The sequence below is a fragment of the Primorskyibacter flagellatus genome, assembly GCF_014638275.1.
Classification (GTDB): domain Bacteria; phylum Pseudomonadota; class Alphaproteobacteria; order Rhodobacterales; family Rhodobacteraceae; genus Pseudooceanicola; species Pseudooceanicola flagellatus_A.
This window is the reverse complement of record NZ_BMFJ01000001.1, coordinates 837,373-861,035: the sequence shown is the minus strand read 5'-3', so window position 1 is coordinate 861,035 and position 23,663 is coordinate 837,373. Positions and strand designations below refer to the sequence as shown.

Here is a 23,663-nt window from a genome sequence, read left to right as displayed (position 1 = left end):
GCTGGCCCCGGCACATCCGGCCGGGGCCCGACCGATCACTTCATCATCAGCTCGGACGCCTCGGGCAGGTAGCTGCCGTCGAAGTAGAGCGCCATGTCCGGCTCTGCCTTGAACTCGTAGACCGCCTTGGTCTGTTCGATCGCGGTGGCCATGCGGTCCATGTCGATCCCGCCGATACCGTTCGCCGTGGTGTAGTCCGTGATGACGTTGTCATCGATGACCATCGACAGCCGCTCCGCCTCAAATGCCTTGTCCGCGGCGGGGTTGCGCTTCACGAGGTACTCCATCGCCGCCATCGGATCGGCAATCGCCGTCTTCCAGCCCATGGCGGTCGCCTTGACGAAGCCCTTCACCAGCTCCGGGTTGGCGGCGGCGAATTCGGTATTCACGATCACCGCGTTCCCGTAAAGCGCCAGACCGTAGTCCGCCATAAGCAGCACCGAGAGGTCATCCGCCGGCACGCCAAGCCGCTTTGCATTCAGCGTGGAGGAGAAGGAATAGCCGGTCACCGCGGCCACCTTGCCCTCGGCCAGCATCGGTTCGCGCGTCGGGAACCCGACGGGTTCGACGGTGATCTTGCCGACGTCCAGTCCCGTTTCGGCGGCAAAGATCGGGAACTGCGCCCAGGCTCCGTCCGGCGGCGGCGCGCCCAGCACCTTGCCCTCCAGGTCGGCGGGTTTCTCGATGCCAAGCGATTTGCGCCCGACCACCGCGAACGGCGGCTTGTCATACATCATCATGATGGCGATCACAGGCGCGCCGGGGTTCTGATCGACGAACCGCATCAGCGAATTGATGTCGGCAAAGCCGAAGGGATAGGCCCCGGTTGCCACTTTCGGGATCGCGTCGAGCGACCCGGCGCCTTCGATCATCTCGACCTCCAGCCCCTCGGCCGCATAATGACCTTCGTCCATGGCGATGAAATACGGCGCGGCGGGGCCTTCGAATTTCCAGTCGAGCGCAAAGCCCACCTTGGTCTGGGCGGTCGCGGCCCCGGCAAGGGCAAGCGTGGCGGCAAGGGCGGTCGGGATCAGTCGGTCGAGCACGGGTGTCACCTGTCTTTGAAATGGGTCCGCATCTGCGATGCGCGGTCCGAGGATGCGCCGGACCGACGCGGCGCCTCAATGGGATCGGCGATGACAGGCAGCGGTGATGCCCGGATATTGATCGGAGCGGTGAAATTTTAGGCGCGGGAGTGGGCACAACCAGATGCGGGCCGTTGCTGCGGAGGCGGTCATCATTGAAGTTCAACCGAGGAAGCCATGTCAGGAGAACCCCGGATCAAGTCCGAGCATGACGGTCACCGGTGAAACGGAGAGGCATTCGCAGGGCGGGCTTCAGCCCGCCATCCCCGTATCTCCGAGACCCCCACAACCGACCCATCCGACAAAATGCATCAACAGGACTATCAGCCGGATTGCACGTCCAACCATCGCCTTCGAGCCGCCGTCATCCTCGGACTTGATCCGAGGATCCCCCGCCGTCCTATCCCCCAGTCGGACCGCGACGCCGGGGAGAATGCCCGAACTACCGTGTCCAAGGCGTCAGGCACGCTCATATACCGCCTCGCCCGAACCTGCTCTCACAGTTTCAGGCAAAACCTCTGCCGAACAGTGCAATTTGGGAGCGCCGTCCCCCCTTTCAGCGAAAGGGAAGTGGTGGGTGATAAGGGATTTGAACCCCTGACATCTTCGATGTGAACGAAGCGCTCTACCACTGAGCTAATCACCCGTAGGGCGGGTCTTTACCCTCAGTCGTCCTGTTCCGCAACCCCATCATTGCCACCCGACCCGGCGTCAGCGGGAGAGATGTCCTGACGGATCCGCGCCTCGATCACGCGGCGGTCTCCCTGCGTCTTGCTGCGCTTGATCTTCAGCTTGCCGAAGCCCGGCAGCGACAGCTCCCGTTCCGCCGCCAGCGCCTCGCCGATCACCGCCAGAGCGGCCTCGATCACCGGTTTGGCATCGCCGCGCTTGGTCTCGCTCCGCTCTGCCACCGCATCCAGAACATCGCGCAGCTTCAGCGGGCCGGGACCTTCCTCCGTCACGTCCTGGACCGGGGGCAGCGCCGCCACCGGCGCGCCTGCCGCCCGCGCCGCCGCCTTCGCGGCCTTTCGCGCGGCCGCGGCGGCCTGGCCCTGTGCCGGGTAGCTGTCGTCTGTATCGCTGGTCATGGTGTGCCTGCTCCTGAGGGGATGTGTCGGGACCCTAGCGGATCCGTCGAACCACCGCCAGTTGTGCCGATCTTTCCTCTTGACCTCAACCATGGTTGAACCCGCACCCTGCGCCAGGACCAACCGGAGACCCGCCACGTGACTGCCACCGACATTCCCCCGCCCGCCACCTGGAAGGTGCTGCTCTCTCCCGGTCAGCGCGGGCCGGTCATGCTGATCTCCTCCGGCGTCGGCATGCATGCGTTCAACGATCTGTCCATCGCGGCCACCATTCCCGTGGCCTATGCCGATCTCGGCGCTCTGGCCCGTCTGCCGCTGGCCTATGCGCTGTTCTTCATCGGCGTGGTGACCGGGGGCCTTGTCTCTGCCGCCCTGCGCGCGCGGCTCGGCGCGCGGCGCACCGGGCTGGCGGGGGCCACGGTCTTCCTGACCGGCGTCCTTCTGACCGCGCTGGCCGGATCGGGCTGGGTGTTTGCCCTGGGCCGCAGCCTGCAGGGCCTGTCGGACGGGATCATCGTGGCGCTTTGTTACGGCATGATCCCGCAGTTGATCCGGTCCGATCTGGTCGCGCGGGTCTTTTCGGTCGAGGCGGTGGTCTGGGCGCTGGCCGCCGGTATCGGACCGCTGGCCGGGGGCTACGCGACAGAGCTGTTCGGCTGGCGCGCGGCGATGCTGGTCTGCCTGCCGCTGGTGCTGGTGTTCTTCGCCACCGTTCCGGCCGTCCTGCCCCGCGCCGGTGCCGAGGACCCCGCCAGCCGCCGCCCCGCCGGCCTGCCCGTGGTCATCGCCCTGCTCGGCACCCTGGCCTTCGCCCTGCCCTCCGCCCTGCCCGGTTCGACATGGCCCGGGCTGGCGATCCCGCTAGGCCTGGGGCTGTTCGCGCTGGCCTTCCGCACCGACCGCATCCGCCGCACCCCGTTCTTCCCGGAGGGCTTCTTCACCCCGACCCCGCTCGGCCTCGCCGCCTGGACCAACTTCCTGATGCCGGTGGCGCAGGCGGCGTCCTCTGTCTTCCTGGCGCTGTCCCTGGGCGCGGTCTTCGACCTCTCCCCGATCTGGACCGGCTGGATCCTGATCGCGCTGGCCCTGTCCTGGAGCGGCACCGCCATGATCGTCGGCGGCTGGAACGTCGACACCCGCTCCCGCATCCTGCGCCACGGGCCGTTTGTACAGGCGGCCGGTCTTGCGCTGACCGGCCTCGGCCTCGGGACGGCGACCCTGCCGCTGGTGGTGCTTGGCCACGCTCTCTGCGGCGTCGCCTTCGGACTTGTCTGGGGCCCGGTGTCCGAAGTCGTCATGCGCCTGACCGAGGAGACCGACCGCGCCCGCGTCTCCTCCTTCCTGCCAACCCTGCAGACGACAGGGTTCGCGGTCGGCGCCGGGCTGACCGGCTGGATCGCCGGGGTCAGCGGACTGACGGAACGGATCGGAACAGAGGCCGCGTCGGTGCTGGCGGTCTGGGGTGCCGCCGTTGTGCTGGCTCTGATGGCCGGAGGGGCAGCGCGCGGAGTGCGGGAGGCGCGGTAACGACCTCATGCCGCTTTTTCCCTGAGGGTGCCTCCCTGACGCTGCCATTCTCGGTGGTGCCCCCTCACCCCAACCCTCTCCCCCGCGGGGGAGAGGGAGCGACGTTGTGCACCTGCCCCACCATCATCCTCGGGCTTGACCCACGGATCTCCCGTCCCGGACGCCCAGGTCCACCCCGAGCACGACGCCACGGCGAACCATCTCCCGAGCCAAACGAAAACGGCGCGCCCCGGGGGACGCGCCGTTTCTCTACCTTATAAGGACCGGTCAGTGCGCCGCGCGCCCCGTCTCCCCGGCCCCGTCCACCGCGGCGGCGGCACGGGCTGCGGCGGCGGCTTCTTCCGCCTCCTCGTCCCAGTCGACGGCCTCGGGCTGACGGACCAGCGCCAGCTTCAGCACGTCCCGCACATGGGTCACGGGGATGATCTCCATCCCCTCCTTCACGTTATCGGGGATCTCTGCCAGGTCCTTCTCGTTCTCCTCGGGGATCAGCACCGTCTTGATACCGCCGCGAAGTGCCGCGAGAAGCTTCTCCTTCAGGCCGCCGATGGCAGAGGCATTGCCGCGAAGCGTGACCTCGCCCGTCATGGCGATGTCCTTGCGCACCGGGATCTGCGTCAGCACCGATACGATGGCCGTGACCATCGCCAGACCGGCCGAAGGACCGTCCTTCGGCGTCGCCCCGTCCGGCACGTGGACGTGGATGTCCATCCGGTCGAAACGAGGCGGCTTCACCCCGATCTCCGGAGCGATCGAACGGACGTAGGACGAAGCCGCATCGATCGACTCCTTCATCACGTCGCCCAGTTTGCCGGTGGTCTTCATCCGGCCCTTGCCCGGCAGGCGCAGCGCCTCGATCTGCAGCAGGTCGCCCCCGACAGAGGTATAGGCAAGCCCCGTCACCACGCCGATCTGGTCTTCCTTCTCGGCGAGACCATAGCGGAACTTCTTCACGCCGAGGTAATCGTCAAGGTTCTCCGGCGTCACCGACACTGACTCCACTTCGCCCTTGATGATCTTGGTCACGGCCTTCCGGGCGATCTTGCCCAGTTCGCGCTCAAGGTTCCGCACCCCCGCCTCGCGCGTGTAGCGGCGGATCATCTCGGTCATCGCGGCGTCATCGATGGAAAACTCGCCCTTGCGCAGCCCGTGGTTCTTGACCTGCTTGGGCAGGAGGTGCCGCTTGGAAATCTCCAGCTTCTCGTCCTCGGTATACCCGGCGAGGCTGATGATCTCCATCCGGTCAAGCAGCGGCCCGGGCATGTTGTAGCTGTTCGCCGTGGTCAGGAACATCACGTCCGACAGGTCGTACTCGACCTCAAGATAGTGATCCACGAAGGTGGAGTTCTGTTCCGGATCAAGCACTTCCAGCATGGCCGAGGCCGGGTCGCCACGGAAGTCCTGCCCCATCTTGTCGATCTCGTCGAGCAGGATGAGAGGGTTCGTGGTCTTCGCCTTCTTCAGCGCCTGGATGATCTTGCCCGGCATGGAGCCGATATAGGTCCGCCGGTGTCCCCGGATCTCGGATTCATCGCGCACGCCGCCAAGGGAAATCCGGATGAACTCCCGCCCCGTGGCCTTCGCGACCGACTTGCCGAGGGAGGTCTTCCCGACACCCGGAGGGCCGACGAGGCACATGATCGGCCCCTTCAGCTTCTTGCTCCGCTGCTGCACGGCCAGGTATTCGACGATGCGTTCCTTGACCTTGTCCAGACCGTAATGATCCGTGTCCAGAACCTCCTGCGCGTTGTGCAGGTTCTTCTTCACGCGCGACTTCACGCCCCACGGGATCGACAGCATCCAGTCGAGGTAGTTGCGCACCACCGTGGCCTCGGCCGACATCGGCGACATGTTCTTGAGCTTCTTGAGCTCCCCGTCCGCCTTCTCGCGCGCTTCCTTGGACAGCTTGGTCTGTTCGATGCGCGCTTCCAGCTCGGCGATTTCGCCCTCGCCGTCCTCGCCGTCGCCCAGCTCCTTCTGGATCGCCTTCATCTGTTCGTTGAGGTAGTACTCGCGCTGCGTCCGCTCCATCTGCGACTTCACGCGGGTCTTGATCTTCTTCTCGACTTGCAGAACGCTCATTTCGCCCTGCATCAGGCCATAGACCTTTTCAAGCCGCTCGGAGACCGACAGCGTTTCCAGAAGCTCCTGCTTCTGCTCCACCTCGATGCCGAGATGCCCCGCCACGAGGTCGGCGAGCTTTGCCGGTTCCATGGTCTGCGAAACGGCGGTCAGCGCCTCTTCGGGGATGTTCTTCTTGACCTTGGCATAACGCTCGAATTCCTGCCCGACGGTGCGCAGCAGGGCGTCGATCGTCTCCTGATCGCCGGTCACCTCGTTGAGGTATTCGGCCCGCGCCTCGAAGAAGTCCGGGTTGTCGAGGAAGCCGAGGATCTGCACCCGCGCCGTGCCCTCCACCAGCACCTTCACGGTGCCGTCGGGCAGCTTCAGCAGTTGCAGCACGTTGGCGAGCACACCGGCGTCATAGATGCCTTCGGTGGTCGGATCGTCTTCGGCGGGGTCGATCTGGCTGGACAGCAGGATCTGCTTGTCCTCTGCCATGACGTCCTCAAGCGCCTTGACGGATTTTTCCCGGCCCACGAACAGCGGAACCACCATGTGCGGAAACACCACGATGTCGCGCAGCGGAAGGACGGGATAGGAGGGGTTGAGAGGCTCTTGCATGCTCTGTCCTTGTCTTGGGCAAAGTCCCCGGCCCCGGTCAGGCAGCGCGCGGACTTTCCGTTTACGAAAGCTGAATCTGGGGTGCCTGTCGTCGGATTCAACCTCTTCGGACCATCCTGCCCCCCGGTGCCCTCGTTCACAAGGCCGATATGTCGTGGATTTCACAAAAACGGTGCACAAAACCGTGGATTGATCGCGGGACAGGCGGGGGTATCCGATGGTCGGCAGGACATCCCCGGCTCCCTTGAGGCGTACCAGTCAAACCTGCCTCTGCGATGACCCGCTATCGCGGCAGACGCAGCCCGTCCACACTCATCCCCTTGGCGATCCGGTGCCCGTCGATCAGCACGCGATCCCCCGGAGACAGGCGCTCCAGCAGCGCCCGGTCGATCCCGCACAGCGTAACCGTGTCGCGGTTGACGAGGACGGTCAGTTCCCTCCGACATGTCCGGCTGCGTGCGTCCGGCCTTGCCTCGATCACGCGAAAGCTCCGGCTGGTCTCCTCCCCCATGCCGCGCGCCATCAGCGCCGGAATTGTGTCGTCCAGGACCCGGCCATAGCTGAGCCAGCAGATGCCGAAGCCGAACAGCGCCATGACCCAGATGACCGCCTTCCGGCGCAATCGCCTCTCCTCCGGCACCACCGTCAGAAAGGCGCGCAGAACCGGCAGGCAGGTGAACAGCGACAGGAGCACGATCAGCGGCCGCGACCTAATCCGGTAGCTGCTGTCGGGGATGAACTGCGGACCGAACCAGCCAAGCAGGATGGCAAGAACTATGGTTCCGCAGGCCAGCAGAAACCAGGCGCGCCAGAGCGGGGAGGCCCGCAACTGCCGCCCCGCCTCAAGCGCCAGCCGGGAGTTCGCAACAGTGCCGGTCATCGAACCTCTCACTCGGATACAGGGGGTACGACGCTTAACCTGCAGGGCAAATCGGGCAGCGGTGTGACGGGATGGTGGAATTTGCCGTGGTGATGCAGGAGATCGCCGGACCGAGGTCCGCGCTCCTCCCGCAATTCATGGATTATCCGGCCTCGTCATCACTGGCTCCAACCCGATCGCCTCAGGACGCGCCCTACCCGAAGATCTGCTCTCCCTCCGACAGCGGATGATAACAGGCCGCCTTCTGCGTCCCGCCCTCGACCGCCTCCAGCTTCGGCGGCGCCTTCCGGCAGATCTCCGTCGCCTTGGGACAGCGGGCCGCGAAGGCACATCCGGGCGGCGGGTTCAACGGGTCCGGCAAGTCCGTCGCCTTGCCCTCCGGATTGACCAGAGGCCGCCCGACCACCGGGGCCGAGGACGCGAGCAGCTTGGTATAGGGATGCCGGGGCGCGCGAAAAATGTCCTCCGCCGCGCCCAATTCGACCAGCGTCCCGAAATACAGAACGGCCACGCGGGTGGAGATCGCCTCCACCACCGCGAGGTCATGGGAGATGAAGAGATAGGTCAGCCCCAGCTCTCCCTTCAGCCGTTCCAGAAGGTTCAGTACCTGCGCCTGTACCGACACGTCGAGCGCCGAGACCGGTTCATCCAGAATGAGAATTCTCGCATCGGCCGCCAGGGCCCGCGCTATCCCGATCCGCTGCGCCTGCCCGCCCGAGAATTCATGCGGATAGCGCTCCAGAAACTCCTCCCGCAGGTTCACGCTCGCAAAGATCTCGGAAATCCGCGCGTCTCGTGCCGCCTTGTCCATCTTGTGGAGATGCCGGAGCGGCGCTTCCATCACCTGCCGGATCGTCTTGCGCGGGTTCAGTGACGAAATCGGATCCTGAAACACATACTGGATTTTCTTCCCGAACTCCGCAGGATCGGCATTGTCGAGCTTCGCGCCGTTGATCTCGATCAGCCCCTCGGACGGCGGCAGCAGCCCGACCAGCAGCCGCGCCAGCGTCGACTTCCCGCAACCCGACTCCCCCACGATGCCAAGCGTCTCGCCTTCCTCCACATCCAGCGTGACGGGCCGCACCGCATGAACCCGCGCCTTGGGTTCGCGGAACAGCCGCTTGCCGACCTCGAAGGTCTTGCTCAGGTTCTCCAGCTTCAGCGCGACGCTCATGCCCCTGCCCCCTTCTTCAGTTCCGGCACCTGCGCGACCGGCTTGGCCATCCCCGCGATGTCCGTCTCGGGATAAAGACAGCGCACCTTGCGGCTCGCCCCGCCCTCCAGCTCGATCACCCCGACCTGACAAAGCGTCTGCGCCTTGTCGCAGCGCGGCGCAAACGCACAGCCCGCGGGCAGCCTGTCCACCGCGGGCGGCAGGCCCGGAATGGCGTGCAGTTCCCGCCGCCCCTCGCCCAGTTCTGGCACGCAGGCGATCAGGCGACGGGTGTAGGGATGGGCCGCATCGTCCAGCACCTCCTGCGTCGGCCCCGTCTCAACGATCCGCCCCGCATACATCACCGCCACCCGGTCACACAGCTGCGCCACCACGCCGAAGTCATGGGTGATGAAGATGATCGACAGCCCCCGCTCGCGCCGCAGATCATTGAGCAGAGCGAGGATCTGCGCCTGCACCGTCACATCAAGCGCGGTGGTCGGTTCGTCCGCGATGATCACATCCGGATCGTTGGCCAGCGCCATCGCGATCCCGACCCGCTGCCGCATCCCGCCCGACATCTCGTGCGGATAGACCTTCGCGCGCCCCTCGGCATTCGGAATGCGCACCTGTTTCAGCAGTTCGACCGCGCGCGTCCACGCCTCCGCCTTGCTGACCGAATGATGCACCCGGATCGCCTCGCACAGCTGATCGCCGACCGTATAGAGCGGATGCAGCGTCGCCAGCGGGTCCTGGAAGATATAGGCCACCTTGTCGCCCCGGTAGCTGCGCAGCTTGGAGTACGGCGCGCCGATCAGCTCGGTCCCGTCATAGATCGCCGAGCCGCCGACGATCACCCCCGGAGGCGAGGCCACCAGCCCCATGATCGACAGAGCGGTCACGGATTTCCCCGACCCCGACTCCCCGATCACCCCCAGACACTCGCCCGGCGCGACATGCAGCGACACATGGCTCACCGCCTTGTAGACCCGCTCCCCGACCCGGAACTGCGTCTGCAGATCGGTCAGAACCAGCGTTCCGCTTTCCACCGGCGCGGGCACCGGCCCCTCGCGCTCAACCAGCGTGGCAGGACGCGGGCGGGTCAATGCCCCGGACCTCAGACGCGGGTCGAGCGCATCCCGCACCCCGTCCCCAAGCAGGTTGATGGCCATGACGATGATCAGGATCATTACCCCCGGCACGACAGAAGTATGCGGATTGGTGATCAGCGCGGACCGCGCCTCCCCCAGCATCGACCCCAGATCGGCCTGCGGCGGCTGGCTCCCCAGCCCGAGGAAGGACAGCCCGGCGGTTTCAAGGATCATCCAGCCGATGGTGGTCGACATGGCAATGACGATGACTGGGATCACGTTCGGCACGATCTCCGTCAGGATGATCTTGAGGTGACTCTCCCCCGCCAGCCGCGCCGCATCGACGAATTCCTTGTGCGCGATCCCGACCGTCACCCCCCGGATGTTGCGCGCGAAGAACGGGATGTTCACCGCCGCCACCGCGATCAGCGCATTGACCAGCCCCGGACCCAGAGCCGCGACGATCGCTAGCGCCAGCAGGATGTAGGGAAAGGCCATCAGCATGTCGACGCCGCGCATGATCACGTTGTCCGTTGTCCCGCCGAAATAGCCCGCGACTATCCCGATCGCCGCCCCGAAGAAGGCCGCGAAAACCGCCGCCGAAATTCCCACGGCCAGCGACAGCTGCGTCCCCCAGAGCAACCGCGACAGCAGGTCCCGCCCAAGATGATCCGTCCCGAGGATATGCCCCCCCTCGAACGGCTTGAGAAAGCGGTTCGCCGTGTCGGTCACGTTCGGTTCGTACAGCGGCAGGATCGGCGTCGCGATCACCAGCGCCAGCACCAGCCCCATGACGATCAGCCCGGCAAAGGCGAGACGGTTGCGGATGAGGAGCTTGAAGAAACTCATGTCTTGATCCTCGGGTCGAGAACGGACTGCGCCACGTCCACCGCGATGTTGAACAGCACGTAGCAGGCGGCGACAAAGACCACGCCCCCCTGCACCAGCAGGATGTCCCGCTTCAGAATCGCATCCACCAGCATCCGCCCCACGCCGGGCCACTGGAACACCATCTCGATATAGACCGCGCCCGACAGCACGAACCCCGCCTGCACGCCGAGCACCGGAATGATCGTCACCATGGCGGCCCGCAGCGCATGGCCCCAGACCACCCGCCCCTCGGGCACACCCTTGGCCCGCGCGGTCCGCACGAAGTCCTGCCGCAGCACCTCAAGCATGGCCGACCGCGACAGCCGCGCCACCACCCCAGTGGCCACCACGGCCAGGGCGAGCGCCGGCATGATCAGGTGATTGAGCAGGTCCGGCAGGTCCCCCCCGCCATAGATCGCGTACATCCCCGAGACCGGCAGCATCTTCCAACGCACCGCGAACAGCAGGATCATCATCATGCCAAGGAAGAAAGACGGGATCGAAATCCCCAGGAGCACGGCGAAGGTGATCGCCTTGTCCGCAAACCCGTATTGCCGCGCCGCCGACACCACGCCCGCCGCGATCCCGAAGATCGCGCAAAGCACAAGAGACGTCCCCGCCAGGATCAGCGTCGCCGAGAACCGGTCCAGCACCTCGTCGATCACCGGCCGGTTCAGCGAAAACGACCGCCCGAAATCCCCCGTCAGCATATTGCCGAGCCAGATGAAATACCGTGCCACCAGAGGCTGATCGAGCCCGAGATCCCGGTTCAGCTTCTCCACGTTCTCCGGCGTCGCATAGGACCCGAGGATTGCGAGCGCCGGATCCCCCGGGATCATCGCCATGATGAGAAACACGATCACCGTGATCCCGAACAGTACCGGGATCGCAGAGACCAGTCGTTTCAGAATGTACCCGCCCATGGCGGCCCTCCTTTCGGCGCGCCCGGATCATCCGGACGTCAGGCTAAGGCGGGAAGCCCGTTTCATCTTGCGAAAAATATCCCCGCCGGAGGCATGCCGCACCGCAAGGTGCGGCACCCGGCCGGGCCGCGGACGGCCCGGCCATACTCGCTAACATTACACCCGCTCAGTTCTTCACCACATCCTTGAGCAGGAGGAAGAACGACGGTTCCAGCTCGAACCCTTCCACGCGGTCCGATGTCACGGCGTTCTGCTTCCAGTTCGCGACAAAGACCCAGGGCGCGTCGTCCTGCACGATGGTCTGCATCTCCTGATACAGCTTCGCGCGTTCCCCCTGATCGGTCGCGACCCGCGCATCTTCCAGAAGCTTGTCCACCTCGGGGTTCGAATAATAGCCCGAGTTGAAGCCCCCCTTGTCCGGCCAGGCATCCGTGCGCAGCGCGAGATAAGGCAGCGTGTCCGGGTCGTTGGTCATCCAGGCCATCTCGGCCATGTCCGCCTTGCCCTCAAGCCCCGGGTTCACCTCTCCGAGGAAGGTGTTCCACTCGTAGGTCTCGATCTTCACATCGAAGCCGACCGCCTCCAGATCCGCCTGGATCGCCGTTCCCATGGCGATCGGGTCAAGCATCCCGGACCCGCCCTCGGTGACGAAGAAGGTCAGCTCCGCCCCCTCCGCCCCGGCCTCGGCCAGCAGCGCCTTGGCCTTCTCCGGATCGTAGGGATAGGGCTCCAGCGCCTCGTTATAGGCCCAGGCAAAGGCGGGCGGGGTCGGACCGGCGGCGACATCCGCCGTGCCCTCGAGCACCTGCTCGACAAGCGCCGTCTTGTTCACCGCATAGTTGGCCGCCTGCCGGACCTTCTTGTCGGCAAAGGGACCCTCCTTGGCGTTCAGGATCAGGAACCAGACATGCGGTCCGGCCTGCTCCAGCACCGAAAACTGCTCACCTTCGAATTCCGACAGCGCGACGGGCGGGACCTCGACCATCACGTCAATCCCGCCGGCCAGCATTTCCGCGGTGCGCGTGTTTGCATCGGTGATCGGGCGGAAGACCACGGCCTGCAGCGCCGATGCGCCGTCCCAGTAGTCCGGGTTCGCCTCGACCACGACCGCCTCGTTCGACCGCCATTCCGCGAATTTGAACGGGCCGGTCCCGACCGGGTTGCGCCCGAAGTCCGCGCCATTGGCCTCCACCGCCGCCGGCGACACGATCAGCCCCGTCGGATAGGCGAGGTTCGACAGGAACGGCGCATAGGGCGCGTTCAGCTTGAAGGTCACGGTCATCGGATCGACCACCGTCACCTCCTCCACGGCCGAGAAGAAGAAGGCCAGCGGGAAGGGTCCGGTGTCATGGAAGGGGTGATCCTCCTTCAGCATCCGGTCGAAGTTGAACTTCACCGCCTCCGCGTCAAAGTCGGTCCCGTCGTGGAACTTGACCCCCTCGCGGAGAGAGAACGTGTATTCCGTTCCGTCCTCCGAAATCTCCCAGCTCTCGGCAAGCGCCGGCTCGACCTCAAGCGTGCCCGACTTGTAGCGCACCAGCCCGTCATAGACGTTCATCAGGATGCGAAAGTCGTTCACGGCCGTCACCGCCGCCGGGTCGAGCGCCTTGGGTTCGGCGATCTGGCCCACGATCAGCACGCCCGGAGGAGTCTGCGCCTGAACCGGCGCCGTCGCGCTCAGCGCCAAGGACATGGCCACACCGGCAGCCAGAACGCCCCGGCGGGTCCAGTTGAAAATTTGGTCGGTCATGAAGCCTCTCCCTGTTGCAGGCTATGTTTATTGATCATGATAAATTGAAGTCAGGCAAATTCTCATGATAAATTCAAGAGGACAATTTCAAGGGAGACCCCGCATGACCTTTTCCCTCCTCGCATATGACGCGGAAACAGGCAGATTCGGCGCAGGCGCCGCGACGGGCTCGTTATGCGTCGGGGGCTGGGTCCTGCGCGGCGATCTCGCCTCCGGCCTCTCGGCCAGCCAGGGCACCTCGCCCTCCACGGTCTGGGGCGAAGGCGTACTGGCGCGCATGCGAGAAGGCATGAGCGCAGAGGAGGCCGTCACCACCACCACCGCCCCTGACGCGGGTCGCGCCTACCGCCAGCTTGCGGCCATCGATCCGAAGGGCAGCACCGCCGCCTTCACCGGCAGTGAAAGCGTCCCCGCCTGCGGCCACCGCGCGGGCGACCGGGTCATCGTCTCGGGCAACATGCTTGCCGGCGAGGCAGTGCTCGACGCCATCCTTGACGCCTTCGCCACCTCCGATGCGCCTTTCGACCAGCGCATCCTCGCCGCGCTCCGGGCCGGCGACGCGGCGGGCAGCGATTCCCGCGGGCTGATGTCCGCAGCGCTGCTGGTGATCGGACCGGACGCGCCGCCCCTGACCCTGCGCATCGACTGGTCGGAAACCCCGCTTGCCGACCTGACCGCACTGCACGCACGCGCCACCACCGGGGCCTATGCCGAATGGCTGCGCCTTGTGCCCACCAAGGCCACCCCGGACCGTGCTCCCACGCCCGAGGACATCGCCAGGCTCAGCGTCCCCGCCGATCCGGAGGACGACACCCCTGCCCCCTTCGTGGAAACAGACTGACCCGCCTCAGGTCGGCATGAAGCCCTTTACGACCACCGCCTCCTGCGCCTCCATCAGCGCCTGCGCGGTGGCCATGTGATCGGCCATGATCAGCCGCGCGCGGTCCGGATCGCCCTCACGCAGCGCCTCCACCAGTTGCAGCTGGTAGGCGCGGCCCTTCGACCAGAGTTCCACGTTCGGCAGTTCGTAAAGCCGCCGGTACACCGTCATCTCCGTCAGGATCTGCGCCATGAATCCGATGAGAAACCCAAGCAGCTCGTTTCCCGCATAACCCGCCAGCGTCGCGTGGAACCTCAGCGATTCCACATGCTGATCCCGCTCCTCCTCGACGCTGGTCGAGGGATGCCGGTAGTGGTCGATCACCTCCTCCAGCGCCGCGAGCTGCTCCTCGCTGAGCTTCCCGGCGAGCGAGGCCGCCAGCTCCGGCTCCAGCAGCCGCCGCATCTGGTAGATGTCCTGCAGGGTCAGATCGCGGAAATAGAAGTAGTTCCCCAAAAGAGCCCGCGCGCGCAGTTCGGACACCTCATGCACGAAACTGCCGCCCCCCGGTCCGGTACGGGTCTTGACCAGTCCCTGCGCTTCCAGCACGCGCATCGCCTCGCGGATGGTGCCCTTGGACCGGCCGAACCGCTCCATCATCTCCGCCTCGCCGGGCAGCCGGTCGCCGCCGCGCAGCCCCTGGGAGACGACCCAGTCCTTGATCGCCTCCGCCACCTCGACCGGGCGCGACTGCTTCTGTCGTTCAGACCCGTCCAAATCCTGCCTGCCTTCCGTTCCGTCCGTCCTGACTACCCCGGCCCCGCGTCGCGAGACCAGAAATTTATCACGACAAATCCGTTCCCCAAAACGAAACGGCGGCCCGGACCGGACCGCCGCCCCTTCATCTTGCAAAAAATATCCCCGCCGGAGGCACGGGCCAAAGGCCCGCACCCGGCCGGGACGGGATCACTTCAGCGCCGCATCCGTGATCTCATGCGTCCAGGCGCCCTCGGGCTGCTTGGAGATCACCGGGTCCGACCCGCCCGCCAGCAGCGTGTCCACGGTGCGCTGGAAATCGGCCTCGTCCAGCGACCCGTCGGATCCGGCGGTCAGCTTGGCGATCTCGCCCATCATCCGCTTCTGATGCGCTTCGGTCTGCGCGCCGGTCTCGTCGTTCTCCAGCACGATTTCCGCCGCTTCGTCCGGGTTCTCCTCGGCGTATTTCCACCCCTTCATTGAGGCGCGCACGAACTTCACCATCTTCTCCTTGAAGGCGGGATCGGCCAGGTTCTCTTCCAGCACGTAGATCCCGTCCTCCAGCGTGGCGACACCCATGTCCTCGTACTTGAAGGTCACAAGCTCATCCTCGGAGACGCCCGCATCCAGCACCTGACCGTATTCGTTGTAGGTCATGGTCGAAATGCAATCCGCCTGCCGCTGGATCAGCGGATCGACGTTGAACCCCTGCTTGAGCACCGTGACGCCATCCGCGCCGCCCTCCGTCGAAATGCCCTCCTGGCTCATCCAGGACAGGAACGGGTATTCATTGCCGAAGAACCAGACACCGATGGTCTTGCCCTTGAAGTCCTGCGGCCCGGTGATGCCGGTGTCCTTCCAGCAGGTCAGCATCAGGCCCGAGGATTTGAACGGCTGCGCGATGTTCACCACCGGCAGGCCCTTTTCCCGCGCCGCCAGCGCCGAGGGCATCCAGTTCAGCATGGCATCCGCCCCGCCGCCCGCCAGCACCTGCGGCGGCGCGATGTCCGGACCGCCCGGCAGGATGGTGACGTCCAGCCCCTCTTCCTCGTAGTAGCCCTTCTCCAGCGCCACGTAGTACCCGGCGAACTGCGCCTGCGTGACCCACTGAAGCTGAAGCTTGACCTCGTCCGCTGCCTGCGCCGCCGGGGCGGTCAGGGCGAAAGCCGCGAGGGCCGCACCTGTAAGTAGCTGTTTCATCATGAAGACTCCCTGTTATTACCCTCTCTGAGAGGGGTGCCAGAACGTGACCTTTCGCTCAATGAAGGCCACGACACCGTAGAAGGCAGACCCGGCGATGGCGGCCACGGCGATTTCCGCCCAGACCATGTCCAGCGCCAGCTGTCCCACGGATGTTGATATGCGGAAACCCATCCCGACAATCGGCGAGCCGAAGAATTCGGCCACGATCGCCCCGATAAGCGCCAGCGTCGATGAAATTTTAAGCCCGTTGAAGATGAACGGCATGGCCGCCGGCAGCCGCAGTTTCCAGAAGCCCTGCCAGTAGCTTGCCGCCCAGGTCTTCATCTGGTCGCGCTGCATCGCGGATGTCTCCTGCAGCCCGGCGGTGATGTTCACCAGCATCGGGAAGAAAACCATGACCACGACCACCGCCGCCTTGCTCTGCCAGTCGAACCCGTACCACATGACGAGGATCGGCGCGGTGCCCACGATCGGCAGCGCGGCGACGAAGGACCCGACCGGCATCAGCCCGCGCCGCAGGAAATCGCTCCGGTCGACCAGGATCGCCGTGCCGAAGGCGGCCAGACACCCGATCGCATAGCCCGACAGCGCGCCCTTCACGACCGTCTGCATGAAATCCGCCCAGAGGATCGGCAGGCTTCCCGCGAACCGCTCCGCGATCAGCGAGGGCGGCGGCAGGATGACCAGCGGCACGCCAAGACCGCGCACCACCAGTTCCCACATGACCAGCAGCGTCAGCCCGAAGATCGCCGGCACGCCAAGCCGCGCCGCCCGCGTCCCCGCCGCCGGACCGTTGGCGATCCGTACGTTGACCCACCAGGCCAGCGCCCATAGCAGCAGCGCGAACAGGACCAAAAACAGGCTCACCGCCCTACCCCCATGCGGGCCAGCGTCGCCCTTTCCAGCGCCGAAATCAGCGCCACCAGCCCCGCCGCGAGGATCGCCGTCGCGAACAGCGCCGACCAGATCTGGATGGTCTGGCCGTAATAGCTCCCCGTCAGCAGCCGCGCACCAAGGCCGCGCACCGCCCCCGTCGGCAGTTCACCGACAATCGCTCCGACCAGCGACGCCGCTATCCCGATCTTGAGCGAGGCGAAGAGATACGGCACCGAAGCCGGCAGCCGCAGCTTCCGGAAGGTCTGCCCCCGGCTCGCGCTCCAGGTCCGCATGAGATCCAGGTCCATCGGCGACGGAGAGCGCAGCCCCTTCACCATCCCGACCACCACCGGAAAGAACGACAGATAGGCCGAGATGATCGCCTTCGGAACCAGCCCCTGCACACCGACCGAATTCAGCACCACGATGATCATCGGCGCGATGGCGAGGATCGGGATCGTCTGGCTCGCGATGGCCCAGGGCATCACGCTCATGTCCATGGCACGGGAATGCACGATGCCGACCGCGAGAAGCACCCCAGCCACCGTTCCGATGGCAAAGCCGACCAAAGTCGCCGACAGGGTGATCCAGCCGTGATAGACGAGGCTCCGCTTGGAGCTCACCTTCTTCATCGCCACCGTATCCCACAACTCCGCCGCCACCTGATGCGGCGCGGGCAGCCGCGGCTTCTCCTGCGCGAAGGTGTCGCCCCAGACATGGGTGTTGCCAAGCGCCAGCCGCAGCGCGCCGATATCCCGCCGGACCGCCGCGCCATCGGGCGACACTGCGACCCCGGCCCGCTCCGCATCCGTCACCGCCGTGTGGATGTTCATCGGCACGCAGGCGGCATACCAGAGCGCGACAATCGCCGCGACCACGACCAGAACCGGACCGAGGCTACGCATCGCGCGCGCCTTCCGCTTCATCTTGCCAGAAATACTCACGGCCCGCCGCCGGCCGCCGTCGCGCCGTTCTGAGTATTTGGGGCAAGATGAAGCAGGGATCAGTCATAGGCATGCCCGGCCCTGAGCCCCTCACGCACCCTGTGCGCCACCTCGAGGAACTCCGGCGTGTCGCGGATGTCGAGCGGGCGTTCCTTCGGCAGCGGACTTTCAATGACATCGGTGATCCGTCCCGGACGCGGGCTCATCACCACGATGCGGGTCGACAGGTAAACCGCCTCTGGGATCGAATGGGTTACGAAGCCGATGGTCTTCCCCGTCCGCGCCCAGAGCTTCAGCAGTTCCTCGTTCAGGTGGTCGCGCACGATCTCGTCCAGCGCGCCGAAGGGTTCGTCCATCAGCAGGATATCCGCGTCGAAGGCCAGCGCCCGCGCGATGGAGGCACGCTGCTGCATCCCCCCCGACAGTTGCCAGGGAAACTTGCCGCCGAACCCGGCGAGGTCGACCAGGTCCAGCACCTTCTCGGCCCGCGCCTTCTGATCCGCCCTGGAAAACCCCATGATCTCGAGCGGCAGCCTGACGTTCCCCGCGATGGTCCGCCACGGATAGAGCCCCGCAGCCTGGAACACATAGCCGTAGGCCCGCGCCTTCCGCGCCTCCTCCGGCGTCATGCCATTGACGGTCAGGGTGCCGCCCGTCGGCTCCTCCAGCGCCGCGATGCACCTGAGGAACGTCGTCTTGCCGCAGCCCGACGGACCGATGAAGCTGACGAATTCGCCTTTCCCGATATCCAGGTCCACACCCTTCAGCGCGTGCACCGGACCGTCGTTGGTCTGAAAGGTCAGGTCGAGCGAACTGGCCGAAATAACGGGAGCGGCAGACACTCAGATCCCCGCCGGGATGTTCATCGGATCCCGTTTCACCGAGCGCGGCGAATTGAGCTCCTTCCACTTGCTCAGCGCCTTGTGCGCCGAAGCGAACGGTTTTCTCGGCACGAACCGCCCGCGGCCCGGCTGCGGCTGCGAGTTCTGCCCCCAGGCCCAGATCACCTCGCCCCGGCTCAGCGTGTAACGCGGCTGCGCGGTGACCTCGAACCCCTCGAACACGTTGTAATCCAGGATCGAATGGTGATTGGACGCCGAAATCGTCTTCTTGATCGACGGATCCCAGACCACGATATCCGCATCCGCACCGGGCACGATGGCCCCCTTCTGGGGATACATGTTCAGGATCTTCGCGATATTGGTCGAGGTCACAGCGACGAATTCCTCGGGCGTCAGGCGGCCCGTCTCAACCCCGCGGGTCCAGAGCACGGCCAGCCGCTCCTCAAGCCCGTTGGTGCCGTTCGGGATCTTGGTGAAGTCCCCGACGCCCATCTTCTTCTGGTCCGAATTGAACGCCGCATGGTCCGTCGCCACCACCTGCAAGGAGCCCGACTGGAGACCGGCCCACAACCCGTCCTGATGTTCCTTGCCCCGGAACGGCGGCGACATCACGCGGCGCGCCGAATGCAGCCAGTCCTCGGAGAGGTATTCGTCATCATCCAGCGTCAGGAACTGCGCCAGCGGTTCCCCATAGACGCGCATCCCCTTCTGGCGCGCGCGCCGGATCGCCTCGTGCGCCTGCTCGCAGGACACGTGAACGATGTAGAGCGGCACCCCGGCCGCATCCGCGATGGTGATCGCCCGGTTCGCCGCCTCGCCCTCGAACTCCGGCGGGCGGGAGCGCGCGTGCCATTCCGGCCCGGTCTTGCCCTCGGCCAGGAACTTCTTCTGCATCAGGTCGACCAGATCGCCGTTCTCCGCATGCACCATCGGCAGCGCGCCGAGTTCCTTGCAGCGCGAGAACGACGCGAACATCTCGTCGTCCTCCACCATCAGCGCGCCCTTGTAGGCCATGAAATGCTTGAAGGAGTTCACGCCCGCATCGACGGCATCCTTCATCTCTGAAAACACCTGCTCGTTCCATCCGGTGATCGCCATGTGATAGCCGATGTCCGAACAGATCTGCGGCGCGGACTTGCGGTGCCATTCCTGGATCGCATTCTTGATCGACCCGTCCTCGCCCGGCAGGCAGAAATCGATGACCATCGTGGTTCCGCCCGTCGCCGCCGCCCAGGTCCCGGTCTCGAAGGTCTCGGCCGCCGTGGTGCCCATGAAGGGCATTTCCAGATGCGTATGCGGGTCGATCCCGCCGGGGATCACATAGGCCTCCGAGGCGTCGATCACCTCGTCGCCCTTCAGGTTTTCGCCGATCTCGACGATGGTCTCGCCCTCGATCAGCACATCGGCCTTCACCTGACGGTCGGCGGTGACGACGGTGCCGCCCTTGATGACCTTGCTCATGTCCGTTCTCCCTCGGCATGCCCCTCTTTGGTTTCCCAAATATCCCGGGGGCTCCGGGGGCAGCGCCCCCGGCGTTATTATTAATCGACGACGACAGCCGTCTCGACCACCGCATGCAGCAGCACATCGGCCCCCGCCGAGGCCCAGTCCTTGCTGATCTCCTCAGCCTCGTTATGGCTCAGCCCGTCCACGCAGGGACACATAACCATGGCCGTCGGCGCGACACGGTTGATCCAGCAGGCATCATGCCCCGCGCCCGAGATGATGTCGCGATGCGAATAGCCCAGGCGTTCGGCGGCCGAGCGCAGCGCGCCGACGCAACCGTCGTCGAAGGTGACCGGATCGAAATGACCAACCGCCTCGATGGAAATCCCGAGCCCCAACTCCTCGGCGATCTTCGGCGCCTCCGCCTCCAGCCGGTCGCGCATCCCGTCCAGCTTCGCCTGATCCGGGGACCGGAAATCCACCGTGAACACAGCCTTGCCGGGGATCACGTTGCGCGAATTCGGATAGACATTCGCCTGGCCGATGGCCCCGACCGCGTCGGGCTGGTTCTCCATCGCAATCCGGTGAACCAGTTCTGTGATCCGCGCCATGCCCAGCCCCGCGTTCACCCGCATCGCCATCGGTGTCGACCCGGTATGCGCGTCCTTGCCGGTCAGCGTGACCTCCAGCCACCAGAGCCCCTGTCCGTGGGTGACGATGCCGATGTCCTTGCCCTCGGCCTCCAGGATCGGGCCCTGTTCGATATGCAGTTCAAAGAAGGCGTGCATCTTCCGCTGGCCGACAGGTTCGTCCCCTTCCCAGCCGATCCGCTTCAGCTCGTCCCCGAAGGCCTTGCCCTTGGCGTCGACACGCGCCTTGGCCCAGTCCTCCTCATGCACCCCGGCGAACACACCGGAGGAGAGCATGGCCGGGGCGTAGCGTGTCCCCTCCTCGTTCGTCCAGTTGGTCACGACGATCGGATGCTTTGTCTTCACGTCCAGATCGTTGAGCGTCCGCACCACCTCCAGCCCGCCGAGAACGCCAAGCACTCCGTCGTACTTGCCCCCGGTCGGCTGCGTGTCGAGATGCGAGCCGACATAGACCGGCAGCGCGTCCGGATCGGTGCCGGGGCGCGTCGCGAACATGTTGCCCATGGAATCGAGCCCCATCTCGCAGCCCGCCGCCTCGCACCAGCCCTGAAACAGCGCGCGACCCTCGGCATCCTCGTCGGTCAGGGTCTGGCGGTTGTTGCCGCCCGCGACGCCGGGGCCGATCTTCGCCATCTCCATCAGGCTGTCCCAGAGCCGGTCGCCGTTGATTCTGAGGTTCTCGCCCGGTGCAGCCATCATCGTCCCCGCATTGCCGACATTTTGACCAATCGGTCAAAGCGGAGGCTATCAGAGGGCGGGGTCCAGTCAAGAAATTCGCCACCCCGGCGGCAAAACCCGCACACACCGGCGACCAAATTTTGGTCATGGGTAGACGGGGCGGGAAAACTCCGAAACATTGATTGGAAATATATTTTGCACGAGGGCAGGATTTGAAAGACGGCGCCACAGGCCAGACCCGCATCCAGCGGACCAAGATAGCCGCGATCACCGACGCCGCGCTCGAGGTCTTCTCCACCAATGGTTTCAAGGGCGCAACGGTCGACCAGATCGCAAGGGCGGCCAGTCTCTCCAAACCCAACCTGCTTTATTACTTCCCGAGCAAGGAAGCGATTCACTCCCACCTTCTCGACACGCTCATGGACACCTGGGTCGCCCCCCTGCGCGAGATCGACCCGGAGGGCGAGCCGCTCGACGAACTTCTCACCTACGTCCGCCGCAAGCTGGCGATGAGCCGCGACATGCCGCGCGAAAGCCGGCTGTTCGCAAACGAAATCCTGCAGGGCGCGGACTACATCGGACCCGCCCTGTCCAACGATCTGCGTCCGCTGGTCGACGAAAAGGCCGCGATGATCGCCCGGTGGATGGAGGACGGCCGGCTTCAGCCCTCCGACCCGCGCCACCTGATCTTTTCCATCTGGTCGCTGACCCAGCACTACGCCGATTTCGACGTGCAGGTGCGCCGTGTGCTCGGCCCCGGCGTAAAGGATCCCTTCCCGGACGCCGAAACCTACCTGATCACTCTGTTCACCCGCATGCTCAGGGTGTGACACCGCCCCCCGGCATTCCCTGCCCGACAATTCCGCAAACCCGCTCCCGGCCCCGTCCGGGATTGCCGCGGGTCCTGCATGCCGTTAGCTACGCCCTCGGGAGGAGACACTGAGGGATACCCGCACCGCGGCCCCCCGGAGCCTGAAAGACATCCCATGACCTTGCGCAGCGCGCACCCCTCCGACCTGCCCGCCCGTCCGAATAGCGACCTTTCCGCCGCCCCGGCGATCTCCGCCCGTGCCGTGCTGACCGCCCTCGCCATGGGCGGCTTTGCCATCGGCACGACGGAATTCGCCGCCATGGCCCTGCTGCCGGATTTTGCCGCCGACCTCGACGTGACCGAGGCGCGCGCCGCCGACGCGATCAGCGCCTATGCGCTTGGCGTCGTGGTCGGCGCGCCGGTGCTGGCGGTGGCCGGAGCGCGGGTGCGGCGACGGGTGCTGCTGATCTGGCTGATGCTGGCCTTCGCCCTGTTCAACGCGCTGTCGGCGCTCGCACCGACCTTCGGTCTGTTCACCGCCTCCCGCTTCCTCTCCGGGCTGCCGCATGGCGCCTATTTCGGGGTGGCCGCCCTTGTCGCCGCCTCCGTGGTACCGCGCAATCGCCGCGCCTCTGCCATCGCGCGGGTCTTTCTCGGACTGACCATCGCCACGACCCTTGGCGTGCCCGCCGCCAGCCTGCTGAGCGAAGGGCTCGGCTGGCGCTCCGGCTTCGTGATCGTCGCGGGCCTTGCGCTTGCAACAGCCGTCGCGGTCGCGCTGAAGGCCCCACGCACCCCCGCGGACCCCGGTGCCGACCCGCTGCGCGAACTCGCCGCGCTGAAGAACCGGCAGGTCTGGCTGACCCTCGCGACCGGGGCGATCGGCTTCGGCGGGTTCTTCGCCGTCTACACCTACATCGCCTCGACCGTACAGACGACGCTCGGAGGCTCGGAAACCGCGGTGGCACTGATGCTCATGACCGCGGGTGCGGGCATGACCGTGTTCAACCTTGTGATGGGCGCACTGGCCGACCGCAACATGAACGCCACCGCCGTTCTGGCCTTCGGAGGCGGCGCGCTGGTGCTGGCCTGCTACCCGCTGGCGGCGCAAGCGGGGCTATGGACCATGGCCGTCCCGGTTCTGTTCATGGGCCTGCTCGGCGGCGTGTCGACCGTGCTCCAGACCCGCCTGATGAACGTCGCCGGAGAGGCGCAGCAGCTCGCCGCCTCGCTCCACCACGCCGCGTTCAACCTCGCGAATGCGCTCGGCCCCTTTCTCGCCGCCCGCGTCGTGGCGGCGGGCTACGGCTTCCCGGCCTCGGGATATGTCGGCGCGGCGCTCAGCCTGGCCGGGCTGGCGCTCTTTGCCCTGACCCTCCGGGACGCCCGTCGGCAGGGGCTGGAGTAATCCGTCGGAACGGGCGGCCGTCTGCCCCCCGCACCCCCCGAGGATATTTCCGAAACCAAAGAAACATTTTGCTAACCCTTGTGCGCCAGTCTGGGTCTTGCGGTACAGGCGGGGACGCCGATGACCGCAAACCGAAGAAGCCCGTCGCCACCGCTTAGGCCGCAGGACGGACCGGTG

At 65.8% G+C, this 23,663-nt stretch carries 19 protein-coding genes and 1 tRNA gene; 4 read left to right on the top strand and 16 right to left on the bottom strand.

Translation table 11 applies throughout. The features are described from left to right. Positions 1-35 precede the first annotated feature (35 nt). From IEV87_RS04270 to IEV87_RS04260, 3 genes are all read right to left on the bottom strand, one after another. Positions 36-1,046: an ABC transporter substrate-binding protein gene (locus IEV87_RS04270; protein WP_188476429.1), complete on the bottom strand. Its 1,011-nt coding sequence runs from the start codon at positions 1,044-1,046 to the stop codon at positions 36-38. Between the two features lie 610 nt (positions 1,047-1,656). Continuing rightward, positions 1,657-1,731: transfer RNA gene (locus IEV87_RS04265), tRNA-Val, on the bottom strand. 19 nt (positions 1,732-1,750) lie between these two features. Continuing rightward, positions 1,751-2,173 (bottom strand): HU family DNA-binding protein, encoded by a 423-nt coding sequence (locus tag IEV87_RS04260; RefSeq protein WP_188476428.1) that lies wholly within the window; start codon positions 2,171-2,173, stop codon positions 1,751-1,753. A 138-nt stretch (positions 2,174-2,311) separates the two neighbouring features. On the opposite strand from IEV87_RS04260, the gene IEV87_RS04255 reads away from it, so the two are divergent. Then, positions 2,312-3,700 (top strand): MFS transporter, encoded by a 1,389-nt coding sequence (locus IEV87_RS04255; RefSeq protein ID WP_188476427.1) that lies wholly within the window; start codon positions 2,312-2,314, stop codon positions 3,698-3,700. Between the two features lie 267 nt (positions 3,701-3,967). On the opposite strand, the gene lon is transcribed toward IEV87_RS04255, so the two are convergent. The 6 genes from lon to IEV87_RS04225 all read right to left on the bottom strand — a co-directional run bounded on the left by lon (position 3,968) and on the right by IEV87_RS04225 (position 13,052). Then, complete coding sequence (lon, locus tag IEV87_RS04250; protein ID WP_188476426.1) at positions 3,968-6,385, bottom strand: endopeptidase La; 2,418 nt, start codon at positions 6,383-6,385, stop codon at positions 3,968-3,970. A gap of 283 nt (positions 6,386-6,668) precedes the next feature. Further along, on the bottom strand, positions 6,669-7,265 hold the full coding sequence (locus IEV87_RS04245) for a hypothetical protein (RefSeq protein ID WP_188476425.1): 597 nt from the start codon (positions 7,263-7,265) through the stop codon (positions 6,669-6,671). A gap of 193 nt (positions 7,266-7,458) precedes the next feature. Next, on the bottom strand, positions 7,459-8,439 hold the full coding sequence (locus IEV87_RS04240) for an oligopeptide/dipeptide ABC transporter ATP-binding protein (protein WP_188476424.1): 981 nt from the start codon (positions 8,437-8,439) through the stop codon (positions 7,459-7,461). Continuing rightward, on the bottom strand, positions 8,436-10,358 hold the full coding sequence (locus IEV87_RS04235; protein ID WP_188476423.1) for a dipeptide/oligopeptide/nickel ABC transporter permease/ATP-binding protein: 1,923 nt from the start codon (positions 10,356-10,358) through the stop codon (positions 8,436-8,438). The genes IEV87_RS04240 and IEV87_RS04235 overlap by 4 nt, the downstream gene beginning before the upstream one ends. Next, positions 10,355-11,302 carry an ABC transporter permease gene (locus IEV87_RS04230; protein WP_188476422.1) on the bottom strand — a complete coding sequence of 316 codons (948 nt, stop codon included), beginning with the start codon at positions 11,300-11,302 and terminating at the stop codon, positions 10,355-10,357. The genes IEV87_RS04235 and IEV87_RS04230 overlap by 4 nt, the downstream gene beginning before the upstream one ends. 166 nt (positions 11,303-11,468) lie before the next feature. Further along, on the bottom strand, positions 11,469-13,052 hold the full coding sequence (locus IEV87_RS04225) for an ABC transporter substrate-binding protein (RefSeq protein WP_188476421.1): 1,584 nt from the start codon (positions 13,050-13,052) through the stop codon (positions 11,469-11,471). A 103-nt stretch (positions 13,053-13,155) separates the two neighbouring features. Here IEV87_RS04225 and IEV87_RS04220 point away from each other — a divergent pair, with 103 nt between their 5' ends. Beyond that, entirely contained in the window at positions 13,156-13,893 is a 738-nt protein-coding gene (locus IEV87_RS04220) for a DUF1028 domain-containing protein (protein WP_188476420.1), read from the top strand. Positions 13,894-13,899: 6 nt separating this feature from the next. Here IEV87_RS04220 and IEV87_RS04215 read toward each other — a convergent pair whose 3' ends face one another. The 7 genes from IEV87_RS04215 to IEV87_RS04185 form a co-directional block, all read right to left on the bottom strand. Then, on the bottom strand, positions 13,900-14,649 hold the full coding sequence (locus IEV87_RS04215) for a FadR/GntR family transcriptional regulator (protein ID WP_188476419.1): 750 nt from the start codon (positions 14,647-14,649) through the stop codon (positions 13,900-13,902). Positions 14,650-14,838: 189 nt separating this feature from the next. Further along, positions 14,839-15,828 carry an ABC transporter substrate-binding protein gene (locus tag IEV87_RS04210; protein ID WP_188476418.1) on the bottom strand — a complete coding sequence of 330 codons (990 nt, stop codon included), beginning with the start codon at positions 15,826-15,828 and terminating at the stop codon, positions 14,839-14,841. Between the two features lie 18 nt (positions 15,829-15,846). Continuing rightward, positions 15,847-16,692 (bottom strand): ABC transporter permease, encoded by an 846-nt coding sequence (locus tag IEV87_RS04205; RefSeq protein ID WP_188478339.1) that lies wholly within the window; start codon positions 16,690-16,692, stop codon positions 15,847-15,849. A 2-nt stretch (positions 16,693-16,694) separates the two neighbouring features. Continuing rightward, on the bottom strand, positions 16,695-17,612 hold the full coding sequence (locus tag IEV87_RS04200; protein WP_188476417.1) for an ABC transporter permease: 918 nt from the start codon (positions 17,610-17,612) through the stop codon (positions 16,695-16,697). 98 nt (positions 17,613-17,710) lie between these two features. Then, on the bottom strand, positions 17,711-18,493 hold the full coding sequence (locus IEV87_RS04195) for an ABC transporter ATP-binding protein (RefSeq protein WP_188476416.1): 783 nt from the start codon (positions 18,491-18,493) through the stop codon (positions 17,711-17,713). Next, positions 18,494-19,954 (bottom strand): dihydropyrimidinase, encoded by a 1,461-nt coding sequence (gene hydA / locus IEV87_RS04190; RefSeq protein ID WP_188476415.1) that lies wholly within the window; start codon positions 19,952-19,954, stop codon positions 18,494-18,496. A gap of 80 nt (positions 19,955-20,034) precedes the next feature. Next, a complete protein-coding gene (locus IEV87_RS04185) occupies positions 20,035-21,285 on the bottom strand; it encodes a Zn-dependent hydrolase (protein ID WP_188476414.1) in 1,251 nt (416 codons plus the stop codon). Between the two features lie 194 nt (positions 21,286-21,479). On the opposite strand from IEV87_RS04185, the gene IEV87_RS04180 reads away from it, so the two are divergent. Then, positions 21,480-22,097, top strand: coding sequence for a TetR family transcriptional regulator C-terminal domain-containing protein (locus IEV87_RS04180; RefSeq protein ID WP_188476413.1), 618 nt, complete (start codon positions 21,480-21,482; stop codon positions 22,095-22,097). Positions 22,098-22,253: 156 nt separating this feature from the next. Next, positions 22,254-23,486, top strand: coding sequence for an MFS transporter (locus IEV87_RS04175; protein WP_188476412.1), 1,233 nt, complete (start codon positions 22,254-22,256; stop codon positions 23,484-23,486). The last annotated feature ends 177 nt before the right edge of the window (positions 23,487-23,663 follow it).